Annotated in this window: 15 protein-coding genes; 9 read left to right on the plus strand and 6 right to left on the minus strand. The window is 43.2% G+C overall.

Going from position 1 to position 24,874, the window contains the following annotated elements:
* Window positions 1-3 precede the first annotated feature (3 nt).
* Window positions 4-3,513 carry an efflux RND transporter permease subunit gene (locus J1N09_RS03830; RefSeq protein ID WP_265198263.1) on the plus strand — a complete coding sequence of 1,170 codons (3,510 nt, stop codon included), beginning with the start codon at window positions 4-6 and terminating at the stop codon, window positions 3,511-3,513.
* A gap of 60 nt (window positions 3,514-3,573) precedes the next feature.
* On the opposite strand, the gene J1N09_RS03835 is transcribed toward J1N09_RS03830, so the two are convergent.
* Together J1N09_RS03835 and J1N09_RS03840 are read right to left on the minus strand one after the other, a co-directional pair.
* The gene (locus tag J1N09_RS03835) at window positions 3,574-4,905 is read right to left on the minus strand and encodes a RagB/SusD family nutrient uptake outer membrane protein (protein WP_265198264.1); all 1,332 of its coding nucleotides are present in this window, start codon (window positions 4,903-4,905) and stop codon (window positions 3,574-3,576) included.
* 10 nt (window positions 4,906-4,915) lie between these two features.
* Window positions 4,916-7,885 carry a SusC/RagA family TonB-linked outer membrane protein gene (locus J1N09_RS03840; RefSeq protein ID WP_265198266.1) on the minus strand — a complete coding sequence of 990 codons (2,970 nt, stop codon included), beginning with the start codon at window positions 7,883-7,885 and terminating at the stop codon, window positions 4,916-4,918.
* A 180-nt stretch (window positions 7,886-8,065) separates the two neighbouring features.
* Here J1N09_RS03840 and aspS point away from each other — a divergent pair, with 180 nt between their 5' ends.
* From aspS to J1N09_RS03855, 3 genes are all read left to right on the plus strand, one after another.
* A complete protein-coding gene (gene aspS, locus J1N09_RS03845; RefSeq protein WP_265198267.1) occupies window positions 8,066-9,814 on the plus strand; it encodes an aspartate--tRNA ligase in 1,749 nt (582 codons plus the stop codon).
* Window positions 9,815-9,823: 9 nt separating this feature from the next.
* On the plus strand, window positions 9,824-10,069 hold the full coding sequence (locus J1N09_RS03850; protein ID WP_265198269.1) for a hypothetical protein: 246 nt from the start codon (window positions 9,824-9,826) through the stop codon (window positions 10,067-10,069).
* A gap of 92 nt (window positions 10,070-10,161) precedes the next feature.
* Window positions 10,162-10,359: a cold-shock protein gene (locus tag J1N09_RS03855; protein WP_265198271.1), complete on the plus strand. Its 198-nt coding sequence runs from the start codon at window positions 10,162-10,164 to the stop codon at window positions 10,357-10,359.
* A gap of 324 nt (window positions 10,360-10,683) precedes the next feature.
* Here the strand turns inward: J1N09_RS03855 and J1N09_RS03860 are convergent, their stop codons facing one another.
* A complete protein-coding gene (locus J1N09_RS03860) occupies window positions 10,684-11,133 on the minus strand; it encodes a nucleoside deaminase (protein WP_265198272.1) in 450 nt (149 codons plus the stop codon).
* Between the two features lie 211 nt (window positions 11,134-11,344).
* Between J1N09_RS03860 and J1N09_RS03865 the strand changes: the two genes are divergently transcribed.
* Window positions 11,345-13,117: a 1-deoxy-D-xylulose-5-phosphate synthase gene (locus J1N09_RS03865; RefSeq protein WP_265198274.1), complete on the plus strand. Its 1,773-nt coding sequence runs from the start codon at window positions 11,345-11,347 to the stop codon at window positions 13,115-13,117.
* Here J1N09_RS03865 and J1N09_RS03870 read toward each other — a convergent pair.
* Window positions 13,114-14,451, minus strand: a complete 1,338-nt coding sequence (locus J1N09_RS03870) for a deoxyguanosinetriphosphate triphosphohydrolase (RefSeq protein ID WP_265198459.1) — start codon at window positions 14,449-14,451, stop codon at window positions 13,114-13,116. The genes J1N09_RS03865 and J1N09_RS03870 overlap by 4 nt on opposite strands.
* 175 nt (window positions 14,452-14,626) lie before the next feature.
* Between J1N09_RS03870 and J1N09_RS03875 the strand changes: the two genes are divergently transcribed.
* Both J1N09_RS03875 and J1N09_RS03880 read left to right on the plus strand, forming a co-directional pair.
* Complete coding sequence (locus J1N09_RS03875; protein WP_265198275.1) at window positions 14,627-17,413, plus strand: TonB-dependent receptor; 2,787 nt, start codon at window positions 14,627-14,629, stop codon at window positions 17,411-17,413.
* 20 nt (window positions 17,414-17,433) lie between these two features.
* Entirely contained in the window at window positions 17,434-18,609 is a 1,176-nt protein-coding gene (locus J1N09_RS03880; protein WP_265198277.1) for a multidrug transporter, read from the plus strand.
* Window positions 18,610-18,674: 65 nt separating this feature from the next.
* Here J1N09_RS03880 and J1N09_RS03885 read toward each other — a convergent pair whose 3' ends face one another.
* Window positions 18,675-19,058, minus strand: coding sequence for a toxin-antitoxin system YwqK family antitoxin (locus tag J1N09_RS03885; protein WP_265198278.1), 384 nt, complete (start codon window positions 19,056-19,058; stop codon window positions 18,675-18,677).
* Window positions 19,059-19,490: 432 nt separating this feature from the next.
* Here J1N09_RS03885 and J1N09_RS03890 point away from each other — a divergent pair, with 432 nt between their 5' ends.
* Together J1N09_RS03890 and J1N09_RS03895 are read left to right on the plus strand one after the other, a co-directional pair.
* The gene (locus J1N09_RS03890) at window positions 19,491-20,717 is read left to right on the plus strand and encodes an OprO/OprP family phosphate-selective porin (protein WP_265198280.1); all 1,227 of its coding nucleotides are present in this window, start codon (window positions 19,491-19,493) and stop codon (window positions 20,715-20,717) included.
* Between the two features lie 77 nt (window positions 20,718-20,794).
* Window positions 20,795-23,038 carry an inorganic phosphate transporter gene (locus tag J1N09_RS03895; RefSeq protein WP_265198282.1) on the plus strand — a complete coding sequence of 748 codons (2,244 nt, stop codon included), beginning with the start codon at window positions 20,795-20,797 and terminating at the stop codon, window positions 23,036-23,038.
* A 41-nt stretch (window positions 23,039-23,079) separates the two neighbouring features.
* Here the strand turns inward: J1N09_RS03895 and J1N09_RS03900 are convergent, their stop codons facing one another.
* Window positions 23,080-24,831 carry a Na/Pi cotransporter family protein gene (locus J1N09_RS03900; RefSeq protein WP_265198283.1) on the minus strand — a complete coding sequence of 584 codons (1,752 nt, stop codon included), beginning with the start codon at window positions 24,829-24,831 and terminating at the stop codon, window positions 23,080-23,082.
* Window positions 24,832-24,874 lie beyond the last annotated feature (43 nt).

Below are 24,874 nucleotides of genomic sequence, written 5' to 3' on the forward strand. Positions count from 1 at the left end.
ACCATGAGTGCGAAGAAGAAAAAGGTTAATAAGGAGTTCTTCCTGTCCAGTTGGGCCATAGATAACCCAACCATCATCTATGTGATGATCGGCCTGTTCCTGTTGCTGGGTCTGAAGGCATATCAAAGTATGCCCAGGGAAAGCTTCCCCGAAGTGAATGAGACGAAGATCTATATCTCTATTCCCTATCCAGGTAACACTTCCGAAGATATCGAAAGACTCATAGTCGATCCTCTTGAAGAGAAGTTGAGAAATGTCTCCAATGTGGTTGAGATACTATCTACCTCCCAGGAGGATTACGGAATAATCACTGTAGAATTTGATGAAAATATAGAAGTTGAACAAGCCAAACAGAAGGTGAAAGATGAGGTGGACAGCGAAAAAGCGAATGAAGACTGGCCGTTGTTCAATGGTGCCAAAGTAGAACCCAATGTGTTCGATCTGAGTTTGAGCGAGGAAATGCCAATTCTCAATATTAATATCACAGGGGATTACCCGGTGGTAAAGCTAAAGGAATACGCAGAAATCCTTCAGGACGAGATAGAAAAGCTCAAAGAGATCAAGGAGGTAGATATCCGCGGAGCTCAGGAACTTGAGGTTGAAGTAGCGGTAGACATCTATAAAATGATGGCAGCTCAAGTGAGTTTTGACGATATTCTGAATACCATCCGAAACGAAAACATGACCATGTCTGCCGGAAATCTCATTACGAGTGGACAGCGAAGAACTATTCGTGTTCTTGGGGAAGTTGACAAACCTTCGGAACTTGAGAATTTCGTGGTTAAGAACGAAAACGGACCCATTTACCTTCGGGATATTGCCGAGATTCGCTTCGAAGAGGAAGACAAAACTACCTACGCAAGGGATTTTGGTGACAATGTGGTCATGCTGGACGTTAAGAAACGTTCCGGAGAAAATATGATCGCGGCGGTTGAGCAGATTGACGATATCCTGGAGAATGTTACAACAAATGTGTTTCCGCCGGATCTTTCGGTTACAAAAGCGAACGACCAAAGTGCCAAAACAGATAACCAGGTAAGTGACCTTGTGAATAACATCATTTTCGGTATTATCCTGGTGGTAACCGTCCTTATGTTCTTCCTCGGTTTCCGAAATGCCCTGTTCGTAGGATTTGCAATACCAATGTCGATGTTCATGAGTTTCATGATACTGTCACTCTTGGGTTATACGATGAATACCATGATACTTTTCGGACTCATCATGGGTCTCGGTATGCTGGTGGACAACGGGATTGTGGTGGTTGAGAATGTCTACCGCCTCATGGATGAAGAAGGTATGTCCCGAATCCAGGCCGCTAAAAAAGGAATCGGGGAGATCGCGTTTCCTATTATCATTTCTACGCTTACTACCGTAGCTGCTTTTATCCCATTAGGATTATGGCCCGGAATAATGGGTGAATTCATGATCTTCTTCCCTATTACACTTTCTGTGGTATTAGGATCCTCGTTGTTTGTGGCAATATTCATCAACTCCATGCTGGTATCACAATTCATGGAAACAGGGGAAAAGGTGTTAACCACAAAACAATTGGTGCGATTAACCGTGATCATGGCCCCACTAGGAGCTTTCATCTATGTAGTTGGAGGACAAATGCGCGGTTTGGGTTCACTAATGATCGTTGTAGTTTTACTGTTCTGGATTTACCGCTTTGTACTGAAACGTGCTTCGATGACTTTTCAGAAAAGAATCTTATCAAGGATTGAGAATTCATATCAAAGTTTTCTAGCCTGGGCACTTAGTGGACGTAAGCCCGTTGTATTTGTTGTTGGAATTTTTGCTCTACTAATTGTGGTATTTATGGGCTTTGGTGCTTCTATCGGATCACAGCGAACCAGTGTGGAATTTTTCCCGGACAATACACCCAACCAGATCATTGTCTATATCGAATATCCGGAAGGCACTGATATTGACAAGACAAACAAGATCACACGACAGATCGAACAACGCGTGTATACTGTTCTGAATGACAGGGAATATATTGAAGGAGATCAGTATAACTTCCTTGTGGAATCGGCGGTTTCACAGGTGGGTGAAGGCGCAGGGAATCCAATGACAGATGGTGGAAGTGCTGCGGAAATGCCGAACCGTGGTAAGATAACCGCTACCATGCGGGAGTTCAAGTACCGAAAGGGTAAGGATTCGGAAATTTTACGAAAGCGCGTTCAGGAGGCCCTCCAGGGTATTTATCCAGGGGTTGCTATTTCTGTTGAAAAAGACGCTGTGGGGCCGCCGGCCGGGTATCCCATCAATATCGAACTGGAAGGTGATGATTACGACGAACTTATCGCAACGGCCGAAGCCATGCGAAATTACATCAATTCTAAAAGCGTTGCAGGTATTGACGAATTGAAAATCGATGTGAACAAAGGGAAACCGGCCATGCAAGTAGTTGTCGACCGAGAGAAATCCGGAGAACTGGGGGTTCCCGCCGGTATGGTAGCAAACCAGTTAAGGCGATCGCTTTTTGGAGAAAAGGCTGGTGTTTTCAAAAAGGACGGGGAAGACTATGATATTAACGTTCGATTCGACAAAAATGACCGTTACAGCACCTCGGCCCTATTCAACCAGAATATCACCTTCCGGGATCCAGCCAACGGGCAGATAAAGGAAGTTCCGATTTCAGCAGTGGCAGAACAGAAAAACACCTCTTCATTCAGTGCTATTAAACACCGGGATACGCGCAGAGTTGTTACGGTTTATTCCGCATTAGCACCCGGATATACAGATGCCGGTGCGATAGTAAGTAAAATCCAGACGGAAATGGAGAATTACGAAGGCTTGCCGGAATCGATTCAAATCGATTATACAGGTCAGATCGAAGAACAGAACAAGCAAATGGCATTCCTGATGGGAGCGTTCTTTTCGGGTCTGGGACTAATCATGCTGATCCTTATTTTTCAATTCAGTTCCTTATCCAAGCCTACTATCATCATGTTAGCTATCTTCCTTAGTTTCATAGGAGTATTCGGAGGAATTCTGGCTACAGGAGCATCGTTCGTGATCATGATGACGATGATGGGTATTATTTCGCTTGCGGGAATTGTAGTAAATAACGGGGTTGTATTGCTGGATTACACCCAGTTACTGATAGACCGGCGTATCGTTGAACAAGGTCTTCCCGATGACACCCTGCTTCCGAAGGAAGATATTAAGGAGATCATTATTCGCGGAGGACGTGCAAGACTTCGTCCTGTGATTTTAACAGCCATCACAACCGTACTTGGATTGATCCCGTTGGCCATTGGAGTGAATATCGACTTCTTTTCAATGTTTACTGAATTCGATGCCAACTTCTACCTGGGAGGTGACAATGTGATCTTCTGGGGTCCATTGGCCTGGGCAGTGATTTACGGATTGATCATTGCGACATTCCTTACCCTGATCATTGTACCAGTACTATTCTATCTTGTCCACAGGCTCAAGTTGAGAATTCGAAGATGGCGATCGCGAAAAAAGCCTGTTGAAAATATTGAATTAGACCAGGCGGCATAAATAAAAAACCCTCTCCGGTTGGAGAGGGTTTTTCGATTCAAGAGAATCTTATCTCAAACATTATAGTCCTTCGTTAAATGGTGTTGGGAAGGAATCAATGATGTTGTCTCCGGCACGGTCAAGCGGAATGTAATTCTCGTTCAGGCGTCCAAGACGTCTGAGGTCAACCAAACGATGTCCTTCCGCCAATAATGAATAGCGTCTTTGGAACAGGATCTCCTCAATCAGAGCCATTTCATCTGTTGGTCCGGTGTAATCACCAATACCCGCAGCATTTCGAACGCGATTTATTGCAGCGAGAGCTTCAGACGTACTATTATTCACCTGGGCTTCAGCATACATCAGGATCAATTCCTCATTTCGGATGAGATAAACAGGATCAACATTGCTGTCGTAAACCGCGATCTGATAATCGGCAGAAAGACCGTCGAAACTAACAGTCGTAGGAACCGGAGGATCACCGGGTGAGTATAAATTAGCTTTTTCAGCTACTCTTGAATCTCCAGCTTCGGCATCTGCAACCCATGAATCATGGATCATGAATTCCTGTCCGGACTGGTTAGGCACATGGAATTGCGCATTTGAAATATCATTACCTGTTAGTCCAAAAACATGTGCTACGCCCGTGTTCAGATCTCCGTTGATATCGAAGAATGAAGCGTTCAGAAGTGTACGCACCTCTCCCATATTACCTTGATAAAGTGCAACACGTGCAGCGACAGCCCTGTTGAACTGCGCAAAGGCAGAAGGAGTATCGAAACCATCAAATCCCGAACTCAGGTCATAATCAAAGCTGCCGCCCGCATTAGCGAGATTAGCAAAACCTTCATCCAATAATGCTCGGATACCGTTTAATGCTTCGTCATAGCCTACAATAGGCCCAAGGTTGTCAGGATCTGCAACATCCAAACGAATTCCATTTTCATACTGACGGTTTAAAACCATCAGCAAGGCATAGGCCTTCAGAGTATTCGCATAGCCATAATAGCCATTCTTATCTGCATCACTAAAACCAGCCTGAGAATTCTCAACCGCATTCAGTAGAACATTTGCTCCTTTCACAACCTTGTACCATGCCGCAAAAGCACGAGTTGTAAGGAAGCCGTTGTTGTCTAGTGGCCCCTTCAGTAGCTCTCCGGTAAATCGTGGGTCTACCCCTGAAAGATCGTAATATTCCCTGGCTATGATACTCATGGTATCATAGTGGAATTCAAGGTCATTTCTCATCACAGCTTCAACACCAGCAGCAAGTAGCTGGATATCGGCTTGTGAAGCACCTTCGTCGAAACTTTCCACAGCAGGTGCGTTAGGATTCTCAATTTCCTCTAGCTCACAGCCACCAACGACCATGATCAAGGCGAAGAAAAAGATTTTTACATATATATTTTTCATACTGTTTTTTTTAGAAATTAACATTCAGGTGAAAGTTCACAAACTTCGATGCTGGATAAGGAGTTACCTCCACATTGTTCGCCAATACATTATTTCCGAAGTTAGAAGATTCCGGATCATAACTATTGTAGTCGAAGATATTGATCAGGTTTCTACCTGATACTCCAAATCTAACACTGTCGAGGAAATCGAACCACTCATCCGGGAAGGTGTAGTAAAGAGCTATCTCACGTAATCTGATGTAACCAGCGTCTTCGATCACAGGATCGGGGTTCACGAACGCCTGACTTGCACGGTAAGGTCCGTTGGCCAATTGGCCCGATGGATCTAATCCGAAATCGTCATAATCCCAGGTTGTACCTGCTAGGTCATAAAGTAAGGTTGTAAGGTTGATCGCATCACCACCTTCTTTCCAATGCCATAGCCAGGTTAAGTCGAATCCTTTATAGCTCAACGAGTTGAACCATGACATTTGATAGTCTGGTTCTGCATCACCATAAACAAAGAATCCATCACCTTCAGGATCTCTTTCAGCTATTTCAGCAGCGGTGAAGTCGGCCGGATTATACGTACCAACGATCTGCGTTACTGGCTTTCCTTCCTGGATCAGGAAAGTACCCAGGGACGCTGCGAATCCACCCTCAGTAAATGCAGGAACATCTAGTCTGGTTACTTCAGACTCGTTCTTCCACCATTTGAAGTTGGCGGTCCACTGAAGATCTTCAGTGTCGATAATCGCTGCATTCAGATTTAACTCAATACCTTTATTCTCTAACTCACCTGCATTTTTCACAGCGCCTGTGAATCCTGAAGAAGTTGGTACATCTGTTCGAAGTAATAGATCGTCGATCTTTTTGTTATAAACACTTCCTTCGAATATGATCCTGCCTCCTAGTAATCCAAGATCAACACCATATTCTAATTCAGACTGACGTTCCGGACCTACATTCGGATTTCCCCTTAAATTAGCAACACTTAGACCAGAGACTCCATCTATAAACTGCGCATTCATAAGTGAGAACCTGTCTCCAAAAGCAGAAAATCTTCCCGATTCACCGTAAGCCACTCTCGGTTTCAGGCTGGTAAGGAAGCTATCGTCTCCAAATACGTCGAAATTGTGAATATTGATCGCAAGGTTTCCTTTTGGATAATAGTAGGTTTTGCTTACATCTCCATTGTTCGTCGACTTATCACCTCGAATACCCCCTGTTGCGATGATCTTGTCATCCCAGTTGATCTCCGTCTGAGCAAAGAAACCAGTATCCTTCTGAGGGATAATCGTTTGCTGAGTAGAAACGTTTGTAGACTGTCCCAGGTTTGTTTGGGAACCGTTCAGACCTGTGGCAACCGTAAGCACAGTATTTCGGTCGAAATCCTGAAGGAAATTACCGAACTGGGTTGTGAAACTCAGGCCATTGTTCAGATCCAGGTTGTGTACCAGGAAAGCGGATAAGTTGAAATTCGTGTTCACTGTAGAACCTGAAATAGACACCCCTCCTAAGGAAGTTGGATCTCTGAAATACGATAGCTCTCTTGGGAAGATACTCGTAGATCGAAGCGTATACTGATCAAATCCTCCCTGAAGAACCAATTTCAATCGGTTCATGTCTCCATCGATAATTTTAATATTTGAAGTAGCACTACCGATGAAGCGATTAATCTCTTCGCGGTTCCTTGTGATCGCAACAGTTTCAAGTACATTGGAACCTGCACCACCCTGCGGATAGATTCCATCCACTGGTGATAGGTCTTCCCATGGATATGTAAATGCCAGCGCATAACCAACGGTACGATTCGCGTTACCGTTATTAAAGAATCCTCTGTCCGACTTGGAATTAATATAGTTTGAAGTAACATAAATATCGAACCAATCGTTAAATCGCTGTCCGATATTCAATCGCACCGAACTCTTTACATATCCGGTATTGTCTACAAGACCCGGCTCGTTCTTATGTGTTGCGCCGAAGAAATAGTCGGTTTTATTCGCGCCTCCTGAAGTAGTAAAACGAGTAGTGTAAGATACCCGTGTATGGTCGAATAGTTCTGCTTCATAGTCTCTCAGGTTGGCCGTGTTGAAGTTAGCAGGCCCTCCGAAAGCTTCTATTTCACTGGGGTCCCAGTCGCGAAGTCCAAGTAATTGTGTAGGACTTCTCAATCCCACTACTTGAGAGAATGAAACTTTTGGATCGCCTTTTCTACCTCTTTTGGTTGTAATGATAACCACCCCACCTGCTGCACGGGATCCATAGATCGCTGCTGCTGAAGCTCCCTTGAGGATCTCAACGTTTTCGATATCTTCAGGGTCCAGATCCGCAATACGGTTGGATGCATCATCCTGGTTTGTGGAAGGGTTTCCACCACCGGCTGCCGCACTAACAATATTGTTACCTAGGCCAATAGTTGAATTATCAACATAGACTCCATCAACAATAAAAAGCGGTTGCTGATCACCGAAAATCGATGTCACCCCTCTTAGTCGCATGGAGATACCTCCACCCGGTGCTCCGGAGTTTGCTTTGATTTCAGCTCCGTTAAATTTTCCGTAAAGCGCCCCGTCGAGCCCGGATTGGTTGGAAATTCCGGTTAACTCGGCTGCAGATATCGTAGAAACTGCGTTGGCTGCGTTCGCTCTCTTAGTAGACGTTGCCAAACCGGTAACAATTACTTCTCCAAGTGCCTGGGCTGATTCCGCCATGGTAATGTTCACCGGAGAACCGGAGGTTTCCTGTTCGATAGTTTCCAGACCTAATGACGAGAACACCAGTGTGGCCGGTGTACTGGAAACACTAATGCTGAAATTACCCTCGATATCCGTGGTAGTTCCATTGCTGGTCCCTTTCTCAATTACATTTACAAAGGGCAGGGAATTCCCGTTCTCATCATTTACGCTACCCGTGATGGTGGTTTGTGCCAACACCATACTAGGTAAAACAAAAAGAAAAAACAGGAATAACCTGTGGAATAGGTTGTTTTGTTTCATAATGTTTAAGTTTTTGTTAAGTATCTAAAATTAGTAAAGTTTTTATGATAAAAAATTATTAAATCAGGATATTCTCTAAATTTTATTAAACACTTTAAGAATTTTACCGATAATAGTTCAATAATTATTTCCATACTCAATAACTTCTTACCTTTGCCCACTATAAATTAAGGCGCTAAAATGTACAGAACGCATACCAACGGAGAGCTTAGATCTACCGATATAAATAAAGAGGTAACCCTGGCCGGCTGGGTTCAGAAAACAAGGGATAAAGGATTCATGACCTGGGTCGATCTAAGAGACCGATACGGCGTTACACAACTTATATTCGACGAAGACAGGAGTCCTGAAGCAGTTATGAAGACCGCCTCCTCTTTAGGGCGGGAATTTGTTATCCAGGTTACAGGTACTGTGATTGAGCGAGAATCTAAAAATCCCAATATGCCAACTGGCGATATCGAGATCCTCGTTTCTGAAATAATTGTTCTGAATACATCATTAACACCTCCATTTACTATTGAAACCGAAACCGATGGTGGGGAAGATATCAGGATGAAATATCGCTACATCGATATCCGAAGAAAACCGGTAAGAGACAACCTGGTGTTCCGGCACAAGGTTACAATGGCAGTTCGTAATTATCTTTCATCAAAAGATTTCGTTGAAATTGAAACACCTTACCTCATCAAATCCACACCTGAAGGTGCGCGAGACTTCGTTGTACCTTCCAGGATGAATGAAGGCCAGTTCTACGCCCTACCTCAATCCCCTCAAACCTTTAAGCAATTGCTTATGATAGGAGGTATGGATAAGTACTTCCAGATCGTAAAGTGCTTCCGCGATGAGGACCTGCGTGCAGACCGCCAACCGGAATTCACACAGATCGACTGCGAAATGGCCTTTGTTGAACAAGAAGATATTCTGAATACTTTCGAAGGACTCACCAGACATTTACTAAAAGAGATCAACGGAGTTGAAGTGGGAGCCTTCCCACGGATGACCTTCGACGAAGCCATGAAGCGATACGGAAACGACAAGCCGGATATTCGTTTCGGGATGGAATTTGGAGAGTTGAACGAAGTGGCGCAACACAAGGATTTCAATGTCTTTAATTCTGCGGAATTGGTAGTTGGAATCGCCGTTCCCGGCGGAAATAGCTATTCAAGAAAAGAGATCGACAAACTCATCGATTGGGTAAAACGCCCCCAGGTGGGTGCCAAAGGGATGGTCTATGTTCGTTGTAATGAAGACGGTAGCTATAAATCATCCGTCGATAAGTTCTACGACCAGGAAGATCTTGCAAAGTGGGCCGAGTCTACGGATGCTAAAAGCGGTGACCTTATCTGTGTACTTTCAGGAGAAACCAACAAGACCAGGGCCCAATTGAGTGCTTTGCGAATGGAACTGGCCGAACGCATGGGACTCCGCAAAGCCAATGTATTCGCTCCCCTTTGGGTGATCGACTTCCCGTTACTGGAATGGGATGAAGAAACAGAGCGATTCCACGCCATGCACCACCCATTCACTTCGCCAAAACCGGGACAGATGGAATTACTTAAAACCGAACCGGGAAATGTGAAGGCCAATGCCTACGACCTGGTGATGAATGGTAACGAAATTGGAGGCGGATCTATCAGGATTCACGATAGGGCGATCCAATCGAAAATGTTCGATTACCTCGGGTTCACCCCTGAAGAAGCAAAAGCACAGTTCGGCTTCCTCATGGAAGCATTCGAATACGGTGCACCTCCCCACGGGGGTATTGCCTTCGGACTCGACAGACTTGTGGCTATCCTTGGCGGACAGGAGACGATTCGTGATTTTATTGCCTTTCCGAAGAATAATTCCGGACGAGATGTGATGATCGATGCACCTGCACCAATCGACCAAGAGCAACTAAAGGAACTAAATCTTAAACTCGATCTGTAGATCATCTGCATGAGGATTTTTCTTTTAATATCGTTCCTCATTATTCTGGCTACAGCCTGTTATGGTTTCTATATAAAACCCGAGGATGCCGCCACAGGTGATTTTTGTATTGGGATCTCGGTAGCCGTATTATTCTTTCTTTGGATGCCCATTTTTATTTACCATCGTTGGAAAAAACGCAGCGTTAAAGATTATATGCTCACCAAAGAAAATATAGACAGAATGCGGGAGGAAGGCCGTAAGAAAAAGCTGTAAATCAGTATTTTTTCGAAAAAAATTACAATTTCATAACCTTCAACACCATTAATCCTGTAACTTTATCCATTATTAATTTATTTATTTTTACAATGGAAGGAACAGTAAAGTTTTTTAACGAATCAAAAGGCTACGGCTTTATCACCAACGATGAAACGGGCAAAGACATCTTTGTACACGTGACTGGTCTAAACGGTGAAGCACTTAACGAAGGAGACAAAGTTGAGTACGAAGAACAAGAAGGACGCAAAGGAATGGTTGCGGCGCAAGTTCGCAAGATCCACGACTAAGATATATCACAACTAACTTTATTTTCACTCCTCTGCTTGCCAGGGGAGTTTTCTTTTTTATCCTTTCTGAACTATTTATCGCTCAATGGTTTAAGAAATTGTGATGTAACATAATACAACATACTTTAAATTTTTTCACTGAAACAATACCAGCATCTCCTGAAATTGCCTATGAGATTCCGAATCGAGTTCGGAATGACAAATCTGGACGCTACGTTATAAAATTGTCCTTATCAACGAATAAACAAATCCACAAATAAACGTATGCTACTGTCATCCGAAACGCCCGTACTGAGGGTAGTCGAAGTATGATTCAGCATCCCATCAGTTCAGGTTCCGCTTCTCAATGAAAAACCGCTTCAGCAATTCGGATGCTTCCATTTCCATCACACCACCTGTCATTTTTGTTTTCGGATGCAGCTTTGTCCCCATGGCAATGCAACCGCGTTGCTCGTCCCTGGCGCCATAGACTATTTTCGATATCTGACTCCAGTATAAAGCCCCAGCGCACATTTGGCAGGGCTCGATCGTGACATAAAGCGTACAATCCTTCAAATACTTGCCACCCAGAAAATTAGCCGCAGCAGTGATCGCCTGCATTTCGGCGTGAGCAGTGACGTCGTTTAAGGTCTCGGTGAGATTGTGGGCACGCGCTATGATCTTGTCTTTCACTACCACCACAGCACCGATAGGAATTTCTCCCTTTTCATAGGCATCCTGGGCTTCCTGTAGTGCCTTTTTCATGAAGTAGGTATCGTCGAAAGGTTTGATCATTGTTTCCTTTGATTGTTTAAAGGTTATGTGGTTATAAGGTTATGTGGTTATAAGGTTATGAGTTTAGCTTTTATTTGTTTGGGAGTTTCTCAAACCATTTAGCATTGATGTTATTTCTGAAATCTCAAGCCTAAGCTCGTTTAACTCCTAAACTCCTAAACTCCTAAACTCCTAAACTCAAATATACAATTTCAAAGCGTATCTTTGCGGGGTGTCGAAAAACCTCCTGGATACCATTAATACAGTCGAAGACCTTCGAAAACTTCCGAAGGAAAAACTCCCGCAACTCGCCTCCGAATTGCGCGACTTCATCATTAATATCGTAGCTACCAAAGAAGGCCATTTGGGTGCCAGCTTGGGCGTGATCGAACTTACCATCGCCCTTCACTATGTCTTTAACACCCCCGATGATCTACTTGTCTGGGATGTTGGTCACCAGGCTTACGGACATAAAATTCTTACCGGTAGACGTGATCTGTTTCACACCAATCGGAAACTAGGCGGCATCAGCGGCTTTCCGAAGCATGGTGAAAGTGAATTCGACACCTTCGGAACGGGCCACAGCTCCACGGCAATCTCAGCCGTGCTGGGAATGGCAATTGCTTCGCAATTGACATCTGCTGCCTCCAGGCAGCACATTGCCGTGGTGGGAGACGCCTCCATCGCAAGCGGAATGGCGTTTGAAGCCCTCAATCACGCCGGAGTGACCAAAACCAATATCCTCGTGATCCTGAACGACAATGCCATCGGGATTGATCCCAGTGTAGGTTCTCTCAAGGAATACCTTACCAAAGTGACACTGGAAGACGCACCCGATACCGACAATATCTTCGAAGCGCTCAATTTTAATTATTCCGGCCCAATAGACGGGCACGATCTGGATGCTCTTATCCCTGAATTGGAACGTCTTAGATCTGTTGAAGGCCCAAAATTGCTTCACATAATTACAAAAAAGGGGAAAGGACTGAAGCAAGCGGAAGAAAACCAGGTAGCGTATCACGCTCCGGGGAAATTCGATGCGGCCACGGGGGATATCATTCCGAAGGAAACAAAACATCTTCCTCCCAAATACCAGGATGTCTTTGGAAAAACCCTGGTTGAACTTGCCGAAAAAAACGATAAGATCGTCGGTATCACCCCCGCCATGCCCACAGGAAGTTCCCTGAAATTCATGATGGAGCGCTTCCCGGAACGTGCCTTCGATGTTGGCATCGCCGAACAGCACGCGGTAACCTTCGCCGCCGGACTGGCCACCCAGGGGATGATCGTTTACTGTAATATCTATTCTACCTTTCTTCAACGTGCCTACGACCAGGTGATCCACGACGTCTGCCTTCAAAACTTACCTGTTATCTTTTGCCTGGATCGCGCCGGGATCGTTGGGGAAGATGGAGCTACGCACCACGGGATCTTCGACCTGGCCTACCTTCGCTGCATCCCTAATCTAACAATCGCAGCGCCGGCAGATGCTATTGAACTTCGGAACTTGCTCCACACTGCACAGAAAGGACTGAAACAACCTATCGCCATACGTTATCCTCGCGGAAGAGGTCATATCACCGAATGGCAGGTACCATTTTCAGAAATTGAAATGGAAAAAGGGAGAAAATTAAAAGAAGGAAGCGAAATTGCCATCCTCTCCATCGGAACTATGGCAAATACTGTTTCCGAAGCGATTTCGGGAATGGAGGATTCCAGGAATATAGGTCATTTCGATATGCGTTTTGTAAAACCCCTGGATGAGGAATTACTTCACAAGATATTCAGGTCATACCCAACCATCGTTACTGTGGAAGACGGAGTGAAAATGGGTGGTTTTGGAAGTGCGGTATCTGAGTTTGCCACGGAATACAACTACAACAATTTACTGAAGATCATAGGTATCCCCGACCAATTCCCCGAACACGGTAGCGTGGAGGAACTTCATGATCTATGTGGGATATCTTCAGAAAAAATTAGAAAGCTTATACAATCCCTGCTCTAAAGATCTCCTTTTATTTTCCTGAATAACTGAAGTGCATTCCCATCGGTTAGCATGGCAATATAGCTGCAGCAAAACATCAGGTATTCGTAGGTAGTAGCTTCCTCGGGCAGCGGTGTGTCCAGCCCTCGTAATATAAGAGTATCGAAATGCGTCGCCCTGCCATTGAAGTGATTCTCGCAGGCCGTTGTGAACGCGTCGAGTAGGGTGGTAAGGATATTGTAACCCGCGATCTCCTTTTCAACCACTTCATGGCTTCGGTAGATCTTCTGAATACTTTCTGAAATGATATCGTCGATCTGCGCCTTGTACCTGCTATGATCCAAAAGTGCCTCACTGAAATCGCCTTTCAGAATAGCTTCCTCATTCGCGATAAACACCTCAACAGCTTCCGAGATAAGTGTGCCAATGGCAAGTGATCTTAGGTAAGCGAGTCGGTCTTTGGTTTGAGTAAGCGCGGTATAGTTCTCGGTATTGATACGATCCTTCACCAGGTTGATAAGGAATTCCAGTGCCGTTTCTTCGGCTATCCACCCTAAATTAATTCCGTCCTCAAAATCGATAATGGTGTAGCAGATATCATCCGCCGCTTCAACAAGATACGCCAGCGGATGACGGCAATAACTAAGATCTTGTCCTGTTCCTCTTTTTAGAAGTCCGAGTGTCTCAGCAACCTCTTCGAAGAACGATCGTTCCGATTGAAAAAACCCGAACTTTTTGTCGGCAATGTGGCTTGTAGGTTTCTTCGGAAGGGATTCCTTGGGGTATTTGGTGAAAGCACCAAGAGTGGCGTAAGTGAGTCGGAGGCCACCTCGTACCCCGTTTTTACTTTCCGTGAGTATTTTGAAACCATTCGCATTACCCTCAAAATCGATAAGATCCTGGTATTCTTTTTCCGAAAGCAATTCCCTGAACCGCTTCCCTTTTCCATCCTTGAAATAACTCCCAATGGCCTTCTCTCCGCTATGTCCGAAAGGCGGATTACCGATATCGTGCGCCAGTGAGGCCGCAGCAACGATAGCACCAAAATCATTCACTTCAAAGCCGTGCACTTTAGCCAGGTAGGGGTGTTTGTTGATAATGGCACTTCCCACCTGTCTCCCCAGCGAACGTCCCACAACGGAAACTTCAAGACTATGTGTTAAACGGGTATGGACAAAGGACGTTTGGGAGAGGGGTATTACCTGTGTTTTATCCTGAAGGCTTCGGAAGGCAGCCGAGAAGATAATGCGGTCGTAATCCACTTCGAAACCGCTGCGTGTCTGGTCTTCTTCAACCCGAATCCGCTTTTTCTTATCGCCTTGTTTCTGAAGTGATAAAAGTTGCTCCCATTGCATCATATTCTGTGGAATTTTATTAGGCTAAAGATACTATAATCCATTTGTTCAGCCGAAAAGGTTTTCGATAGGCTATTTAACTTTCAGGTAACATTCAAATGACGAATACTTAATCTGCACCTAACACCGACTTTACATTGTGGCGGTTTCTTTGCCAAGTATTATGACAACAACAATGAAGAACATCTTTACGCTTATTTTCTTATGTTTAGCGAGCATCACTTTCGCCCAATCTACAGGGTCGATTGTGGGAAAATTAACAGACAAGGACTACAACAACGAACCGTTATCGTTCGCAAATGTATTCATTAAAGGGACTTCTACAGGTACTACTTCAGATTTTGATGGGTTATATGAATTGGCGAATCTTCAGCCCGGGACTTACACGGTAGTCTTCAGTTTCGTGGGATATGAGACTATAGAGATGCCTAATGTAACGGTTGAAGCTGATAAAGTAACAACTATAAATGTCCCTATGGGGGCAAGTGCTGCGGCTCTGGATGAGATCATAGTTCGAACAACTACCAGAAAGGAAAGTGAAGTAGCACTTCTATTGGAGCAAAAGAATGCCACGTCTATTAAACAGAGTATCGGAGCAGAAGAGCTAGCGAGAAAAGGAGTTGGTGACGCTGCAGGTGCGGTTTCAAAGATCTCCGGGATCAGTCAGCAAGAAGGAGGAAACAATGTTTATGTAAGAGGTTTAGGAGACCGTTACCTGAATACAACCTACAATGGCCTGTCCATGCCTTCCAATGATATTGAAAAGAAAAATATAGACCTCAACCTCTTCTCCTCTGATGTTATTCAGAATGTTTCTGTGAGCAAGGCGTATGCTTCCCAGTTTTATGGTGACTTCGCCGCGGGTAACGTAAACATTCTTGCCAAGGAATACAGTGGAAAGACTTTTGTAAATCTCGATATAAGCACCGGATTCAATTCCCGAGCCCTTGGTGAGGACTTTGTGAAAAGCGAAGGAAGCAGCAAATTCGGATTTTACAATCGTTACGACAACAATCCGTTTGCAGTTTTACTTTCTCACGGCCTCGATCCTGTAGATGCCGGATCTCCTGTGAATTATACGGGGGCATTTTCAGGAGGGACGTCATTCAATTTCGAAAACGGATCTAAATTATCGTTATTCGGAACCGCATCCTTCGACAATGGTTTTGAGATTCGAAAGGGACCAGCTGTTGACTTCACAACCGTTGAAAAGAAGAGTTTCCCTAATTCGGAAGAATTCGAATACTCAACTACCACTACTGCGATGGCCAATATCATCTATCGCATAGACCAGGAAAACAAAGTATCCTACAATTCTTTGTTCATTAACAGTAGTAGTGATAAAGTTCAATATTTCGGAACGGAAGGACAAGGTAGGAATCGTGATGCCATATTGGACACGGACAAAGGGTTCTACCAGATGAACGTTCAGTTCGACCAGGATATGATCTTTGTAAATCAGCTTCTTGGGGAACACACACTGTCCGACAATATTGAATTCGACTGGGGTGCAGGATATAATGTTGTTGACGCGCGCCAACCGGACCGAAGAAGGATCAGTGTAGAACAATACGACCTCGCTTTGGATAATGATCCAACAACTCAACCAAGCTTTTTCAATAATATCGTTTTCGATAACCAAAGATATTTCCAGGAAATAGAAGACAAGGAATGGAACGGTAGAATGAATATGGGCATTACCCTTTCAGAAACAGTAAAACTGGACGTTGGTTACAACGGAAGAAGCAAGGAACGTACTTTTGAGAACATTCGTTATGGGTACGATTTCATCGAGCCTAATACCCCGGTGGAGGACGTCTTCAACGTAGACAGTATATTTTCAGTAGAAAACCTCGGGGTGGTATACAACACCTTTGTATTTAACCCGCTTGATCCTACAAACGGCCTTGGGAGTACTAACCTTCCCGGAAATCCTGAAAATACGTATACCGGAAATCTTGACATACATGCAGGATACGTAGGTTCTACTTTTACCTTTGGTGATAAATGGACAGTTGTGCCCGGTGTGCGGGTAGAATCCCTTCAGCAGGAGATTACTTATGACGTGATCAACCTGATCTCGACGGATCCTGGATTCAGAGAAGCGAGTGAAGTATATGTACTACCTAGTTTGAATGTTCGCTACGGATTGAACGAAGATCAGAATCTAAGGTTCTCATTCAGTAAAACTGTTTCCTTCCCTGAATTCAAAGAAGTAGCTCCTTTCGTTTATGAAGACGTTACGCAACGAATTGGTGGAAACCCGGACCTGCTAAGCGACCCTTCGTTCTCTGAGATTTACAATATCGATCTGAAATACGAATGGTTCTTAAGCAGCAATGAGTTATTATCTCTAGCCGCTTTCGCCAAGCAGATCAATGATCCGGTGAACAAGGTGATCGCAAATGATGCCACCGGTACTCAGAGATTCTTCAGAACAGGTGATAAGGCCGAGGTGATTGGAGTGGAACTTGAAGTTCGCAAGAACCTTTTGAAAGATTCAGATGACAACCAGGTTCTTTCGGCCGGATTCAATGCAACCTATATGCATACGGAGCAAGACCTGAAAGAATCAACTGGCATCTTCACAACCACTTTCGACAGGGATACTGAAGAATTACAAGGAGCGTCTCCGATAATTCTGAATGCCGATCTGAACTATAGCCCGGAGTTTGAAAACTACAAACCTGTGGCCAACCTGGTGTTCTCTTATTTCAGTGACAGAATTGACGCCATTGGTGCCGGACAACTTGGAAACATCGTTGAACGCGGAGTACCTACACTGGACTTCGTAATGAAAAATAAAATTGGTGAGCACTTCGAAGTAAATGCCGCTGCCATGAACATCCTGGACCCAACCATCGAACGTACTCGTGAGACCGGAACGGAACTGGGTGACATAGCATTGTCCAAATACAAGAGAGGTATAAACCTATCACTACAATTGAAATATAACTTTTAAACTATAAAATTTCTACACTCATGAAAAAATTGACTCTAATCCTCATTGCAGTACTGGGCGTCTTTGTTTGGTCCTGTGAAAGTGATGATACAGCAGATATCATTATTGAAAATAATACCGGCGGTGGTGGCGGTGGTACTACGCCTACTTCAAGCAACATCGGTGGAACGCAAACTGCCGACTTAACCTTGGAGATCGGCCAGGAATATATTCTTACCGAAGCATTGATCATGTCTGCAGGTACTACATTAACGATCCCTGCAGGTGTAGTGATCAAAGCAAATCCAGGAGCCGGGGTATACATTGCTATCGCTCAGGACGCTACCATCATTGCTGAAGGAACCAGTTCAAGCCCAATTGTTCTTACATCTAATGTGGCCACTCCTGCTGCAGGAGACTGGGGAGGACTCATCGTCTTAGGAAGAGCTCCAATCAACTCTGTGGCCGGCGGAAACGCAACTTCCACGAGTGAGATTGGCGGACTTCCATACGGAGGAAGCAACACAGGAGATAATTCAGGAATAATCAGATACCTGCGAGTAGAGTACTCGGGAGGTGCGGCAGATGCTTCTTCTGAAAACAATGGATTCTCATTCTACGGTGTTGGTAATGGTACTACCATTGAATTCATCCAGGCATTCGAAGGAAAAGATGATGGGATCGAGTTCTTCGGAGGTACAGTTAACGCAAGCAATTTATCTGTGATTGGAGCGCAGGACGATTCTGTGGACTGGACAGAAGGATTCTCAGGGACTTTAACCGATGTGTATATTGAGCACAGAGTTGAGCATGATAAAGGAATTGAAGCAGATGGATTCAATACAGATATCGGGAACAACTCAAGTCCAGTATTCTGGTCTAAGCCAATCGTTAATAACCTAACGATCATAGGACGTGGTTCAGCTACAGGCAACGAAGCAGTTCGTCTAAGAGCGGGAACTCAGGGTCTTTTCACGAATGTTTTAATTCAAGGGTTCGAAGAAGCATTCGATCTAGATGCTGAAGGAAGTGAGCCAACCGGACAAGGTGTTATAGACGGAGACCTGCGTGTGACCGATGTAACATTTGTAGATGTTCTTGTAAAGATGAAGAATGATACGGGTGTAGTTTTTGACGAGTCTGATTTTATCTTCGGAGATGGAAACGGCACCGGTACAGACTACAACTCCTGGAACGGCGGATGGACGCGTAACTAATTATTTGTTAGCCAAACAAAAAAAGGCTCCCGATGGGAGCCTTTTTTTGTTTTTTAAACCTCGATTTATTGACTAACTAATCTTGAATCTTCAAATTTCCAGGTTTTGACTTCCGCAATTCGAGAATCATTATATTTTACTTCCTTCATAAGCTCACCCTGGTAAAACAACCACGTACCAACTTTTTTACCGTCATCATATTGAGCAATGGCAGTTTTGTTTCCGTTGACATCATAACTTATCCATTCTCCTTGTAGTTTGTTTTCCTCAGTGTAATAACCTGTTTGGGCTATTTCACCATTTTCGTGATACAAGGTGGCCTTGATTAGGCCATCAGCTAATTCATAGCTATTCTTTTTACAGGTCTTCTTGCAGGTCGTTTGGCACTCCTGTGCGATTGCCGTATTTGCAGCAAAGACAATTACTAGTAATAGGATTACTTTTTTCATAATAAAATGGGTTTTTTAACTGTCGACCATTCCAAAGATAAAAAAGAAGTAACAATTATGAAAGGTTTACATAACAATTTGGTAACATTAACTATATAATCACCTGTTTATCATTGTTTTAAATAAAATCATTTAACATTCAGAATATAATTTTTAAAGTAATTCTTAATGTTTATTTAATAATTCCTTCACGCTATAACTACATCACAGGTCTTATTTTGTACTGTCTTTAATAGACATACATCTTCAGAAAATCGTAAAGTTTTTGTCGACTAGATTTCTAAGATGGAAGCCACTTACTTGTAGGTGGCTTTTTTTATAAATAAACTCAGGAGATAGCGATAAATCACACATTAAAGTTAATCTTTAGGAAACATTAACTTAACATTAAGGTTGGTTCTTTGTAGCGACAAAAACTTTAACGATTTCTAGATGAAACAACCTTACCTAACCCTATTAATGGTGCTGTTTATCCTTGGCACTAGTACAGCACAAGAAATTAGCGACACTTCTTTTGGCAAAGGCATGATAAACTTTGTTGCAAAAGACAGTTCGTTCAGTGTGAAATTTGCACCTAGAATGCAGGTGCGATACAATGCAATTTGGGACCATGATGGCGATAATTATGGTAGTGCCGAATATAACTTCCTAGTAAGAAGGGCGCGTTTGAAATTCGACGGTTATGCCTTTTCTCCAAAATTGGTTTATAAGATTGAGCTTGGATTATCCAACAGAGATATTAGTGGCGCTACCCAGTTCAATCGCAACACTCCACGATATATCCTCGATGCCGTTATCAAGTGGAATTTTTATGAGAATTTTGAATTATGGGCTGGTCAAACCAAATTACCCGGTAACGTAGAACGAGTTGTTTCTTCCGGTAATTTGCAATTTATCGACCGTTCTATCTTGAACAGTCGGTTCAATATTGACCGTGATATGGGGATTCAATTGCGTCACAATGCGAACTTGGGCGGAGATTTCTTCATTCGCGAAAAAATTGCGCTCTCACAAGGTGAAGGTCGAAACATAACTCAGGGAAATGAAGGTGGGTTACAATACACCGCCAGGCTAGAACTTCTCCCATTCGGTAAATTTCAATCTAAAGGTGATTACTCTCAAAGTGACCTCAAGCGTGAGCCAAAACCAAAACTAATGGTTGCAGCCACCTACGATTACAACCAGGACGCAGTAAAAACAAGGAGTAACCTGGGAAGCTATATGCTATTAAGTGACGGTTCACTCTATGAAACAGATCAGACCACCATTTTTGTGGATGCCATGTTCAAATACAAAGGTTTCTCCTTCGCTGGTGAATATGCCAACCGCGATGCCGATAATCCTGTAGCGGTGGAAGCGAATGGTACGCCCGCACTTGATGGTGACGGAAATCCAACAGGAGATGTTGTTTTGGTTGGTAGTTCAGTAAATTTACAGGCTGCTTATTTATTCAAGAATAATTACGAAATTGCTGGTCGATTTACCACGGCTGACTATGATGACATCACAGGGCGTGCAATGGAAGAACAATATACGCTGGGTGTTTCGAAATACGTTGTAGGTCACAAGCTAAAAGTTCAATCCGATTTTACCTACGGAACTGCTGCGGCTGACGCTGATTTCCTGCAGTTTAGAATTGGATTCGACGTGCACCTATAAAGTAGAAGACATAACAATTTGGTAACAGATGACCATTGAATAATTAAGACATTTGTGCCAGTTTATTACTGAAAATTATGGACAATATTTACTTATTAATGATAGTAGCGCTTGCTATACTCGCTATTGCCGATTTGGTTGTAGGTGTAAGTAATGATGCTATTAACTTCCTGAATTCGGCTATTGGATCTAAGGCCATTCCATTCAAGACAATCATGATCATAGCAAGTCTCGGAATCTTCGTGGGAGCTATATCATCCAGTGGATTAATGGAAGTAGCAAGAAAAGGAATTTTCGTTCCGGGGGAGTTCTATTTCGATGAGATCATGATCATTTTCATGGCTGTGATGATCACAGATATTCTATTATTGGACTTCTTCAATACGCTTGGATTACCTACCTCCACTACTGTTTCAATCGTATTCGAATTACTGGGAGCAGCCGTTGTGATGTCTTTGATAAAGATCAGTAATTCAGATACCGCCGTATTAGGCGATCTTGGAAATTATATCAATACGGCCAAGGCAATGGAGATAATTTCAGGAATACTACTGTCTGTAGTTATTGCATTCTCCGTGGGTGCTCTGGTTCAATATATTTCCCGATTGATATTTACATTTCATTACGAAAAGAAAATTAAGAACTTCGGGGCTCTCTTCGGTGGAGTGGCACTTACAGCCATTACGTATTTCATCTTTATGAAAGGGCTGAAAGGAACACCGTATTACGGAGACATGAAAGATGTCCTGGAGGGCAACGAAATAATTATCATTGTGGTAAGCTTTGTAGTTTGGACCTTGCTATCCATGCTTTACATGAATGTTTTGAAAAAGAACATTTTGATCATTGTAATTGCAGTTGGTACTTTCGGTCTGGCTCTGGCTTTCTCCGGAAACGACCTTGTTAACTTCATCGGGGTGCCAATGGCAGCCTTCCACTCTTACGAAGCATGGTCGGTATCGGGAGTTGAAGCTACAGCATTCTCCATGGATGTACTCGACAAAAAAGTACCTGCCGAACCATTGTTGTTATTCATTGCAGGTGGTGTAATGGTTGTTACTTTATGGTTCTCTAAAAAAGCGCGGACAGTTGCTGATACCGAGATCGGACTTGCAACCCAAGATGAGACCAAGGAGAAATTCAAACCTAATATGCTTTCGAGAGCCGTAGTTAAAGGAAGTACGAAATTAGCTTCTATGCTTGGTTTGATGATACCAAATTCTACACAGGCAAAGATCAATGCGAGTTTCGAGAAACCAGTTGTAACTCTACCTAAACACAAAACATACGAACTTCCAGCGTTCGACCAGATTCGTGCTTCAGTAAACTTAATGGTAGCAGGGATCTTAATATCGATCGCTACCTCTATGAAGTTACCATTATCAACTACCTATGTAACATTTATGGTAGCAATGGGTACATCACTGGCCGATAGAGCATGGGGACGTGAAAGTGCGGTTTACAGAGTAGCCGGGGTATTAAATGTAATTGGAGGCTGGTTCTTTACAGCATTCAGTGCATTTGTTGCAGCCGGAACACTGGCGTACCTGATCTATCTTGGAAAAGCTCCTATGATTGCCGTGTTACTGCTCGTCGCAGTTATATTGCTTATCAGAAACTACATTTCTCACAAGAAAAAATCCAAAGTGATTATTGAGCCTGATGAATTAAAGAAAGCGGAAAGCAGCACAGTTCAGGGGATTATTGAGGAAAGCGCCGATAATATAGCGAAAGCTGCATCCAGGACATATAAAATATACTCCTCTATCATTAATGGACTAGCAAAAGAGGATGAATCAAAACTTAAGAAAAGCAGGCTTAAGGTGGATCAGCTTTCTGAAGAGGTTGACGAACTCAGAAATAATATCTTCTACTTCATTAAGAACTTGGATGAGACCAGTGTTAGGGGAAGTAATTTCTATATCATGGTGTTGGCATACCTGACCGATGTTACCCAGTCTCTGGAATATATCGCGAAAGTGAGTTATAAACACGTTCATAATAACCATAAGAAACTTAGATTCAACCAGATCAAGGATCTTCAGTTTATCGACTCTTCGTTTGAACATTTGCTGAAAGATATTCAGTCGATATTTAAGGAGCGTGAATTCGATAAATTAGAGGATATCCTTATTCGCAAACAAAAGGCTTTTGGGGATATATCCGAAATGATCGAGAAGCAAATCACGAGAACCCGTGATGAAGAATCTAGTCCGAAGAACACCACACTTTACTTCAGTTTGTTACTGGAGACCAAAGACCTTGTAACTGCTCTCATGAACTTAATGGAAGAGTATTATAAGAGCCATAAAAGTTCATAAATAAGAATCCTACGAAAGCCCCACAAGTTGGGGCTTTCTTTTTAGTTCTTCTTATTATTTTCGAATAGAGGATCTCGTTCACCGTAGAGGAGATCGGCTATTGTAATCAGCTTCTTTATTGTATCATTCACATTGTCTCGGTCGTTTACCAAAGAGGATCCCATATCAACGGTGATTAATCCCTCTCTTATCAATCGTTCAATGGAATCACTTGCAGAGTGTATTTCCCCTTTGGCGGCATCTCGCAAGGTCATGAGCTTAGCATGGTAGATTTCCTTGTCCTTTTTTGTTCTGAAACGATAGATCACCCGAAGAACCTTAGCTATTTTCTTTCTGAACTTGTAATACTCTTTTTGCACATGCTCATTCCCAGATTCCGAATACTTAGAAATGTTAGGAGCAATTTCCTTCATATTCCGAAGGATTTCTACCATCTTTCTATTAGCAAGCCTGATTTCTGATACGTGATCATTCTGCTTTTGTGTCAATTTGAAATTTGTTTGTGCCAGGGAAGCATATCGCAATATTTCTCCATATATCTTCTTCACTTTCGTATGGTAAAGCTCTTCTACATCAATGCCCATATCCCGGGTTGATCGTTTTACGATTTCCTTAATCTTCTCATCCGATTTAATATCGGCTCTATGAATATTCATCGAGTGAGCAACAATCTCATAAACGGCCTTTTTAAATAGATATTTAGACTCTTTTTCAAGAGAAATGATGGCGGTTTCAGGATACTTAAGTGTGTCCTTCGACAAGAATTTTGGTTCGTCGATTTCTTTTTCCGGTAGTAGTTTAACCGGCACGATTCTTTCAACAAGCCTGGCTATTGGCTTAACAAACCAAACTAACAGGAATGTATTGCAAATGTTGAATATGGTGTGGAAAAGTGAAATAGCCACAGGAATAGCTGCAGCGCTAATATAGGGTGATTCAGACCCTGTTTCCTGAGCTATCCAACTCACCATTTTCAGAAATGGATAGAATAAAACCAGCACCCAGAAAACACCAATGAGGTTGAACATCAAATGTGCACGTGCCGTTCGTTTTGCGTGGTAATTCGCAACAATTGCTGCAATATTAGCTGTGATCGTTGTACCAATATTCTCACCCAGAACCATTGCGGCTGCCAGTTCAAAGGGAATCCATCCCTGTGCGGTCATTATTAACGTAAGTGCCATAGTAGCACTTGACGACTGAATAATAACCGTGAGCAATGTCCCTATGAAAAGAAAAATGAGCACAGACCAAAAACCAAGGTCGGTGTAGCGCTTTAAGAATTCAAGCATTTCGGGATTGTCATTGACGTTAGGGACCGCTTCTTTTAGAAACTGTAGCCCTATGAACAATACCGCAAACCCAATAATAAAGGTTCCCCAGTTCTTTAATTGCTCCTTTTTTGCGAAGGTAAAGGCAAATCCAAAGCCTACCAATGGGAGTGCAATGGCGCTCATACTTACTTTAAACCCTAAAATTGTAATAAGCCAGGCAGTAATCGTGGTACCAATGTTGGCACCCATGATCACACTTATAGACTCAGTGAGCGTTAATAGGGACGCATTGGAAAAGCTAACCACCATGAGAGTGGTGGCAGACGAAGATTGAATTACTGATGTTATAGTGAACCCGGTTAAAATACCGAAAAACCTGTTGGAGGTCATGGTTGCCAGGATCCTTCGCATTCTATTCCCAGCCAACTTCATTAACGCATCACTCATCACCATCATTCCGAAGAGGAACAAACCCAGCGAACCAAATAACTGCAACAACTCGGTAAAACCGTAATTCATAAAAAGCTTTTGTCGACCCGATAAAAGTAGCAAATATCTTATT

It is taken from the genome of Aureitalea sp. L0-47 (assembly GCF_026126405.1).
In the GTDB taxonomy this organism is placed as follows: Bacteria; Bacteroidota; Bacteroidia; order Flavobacteriales; family Flavobacteriaceae; genus Pukyongia.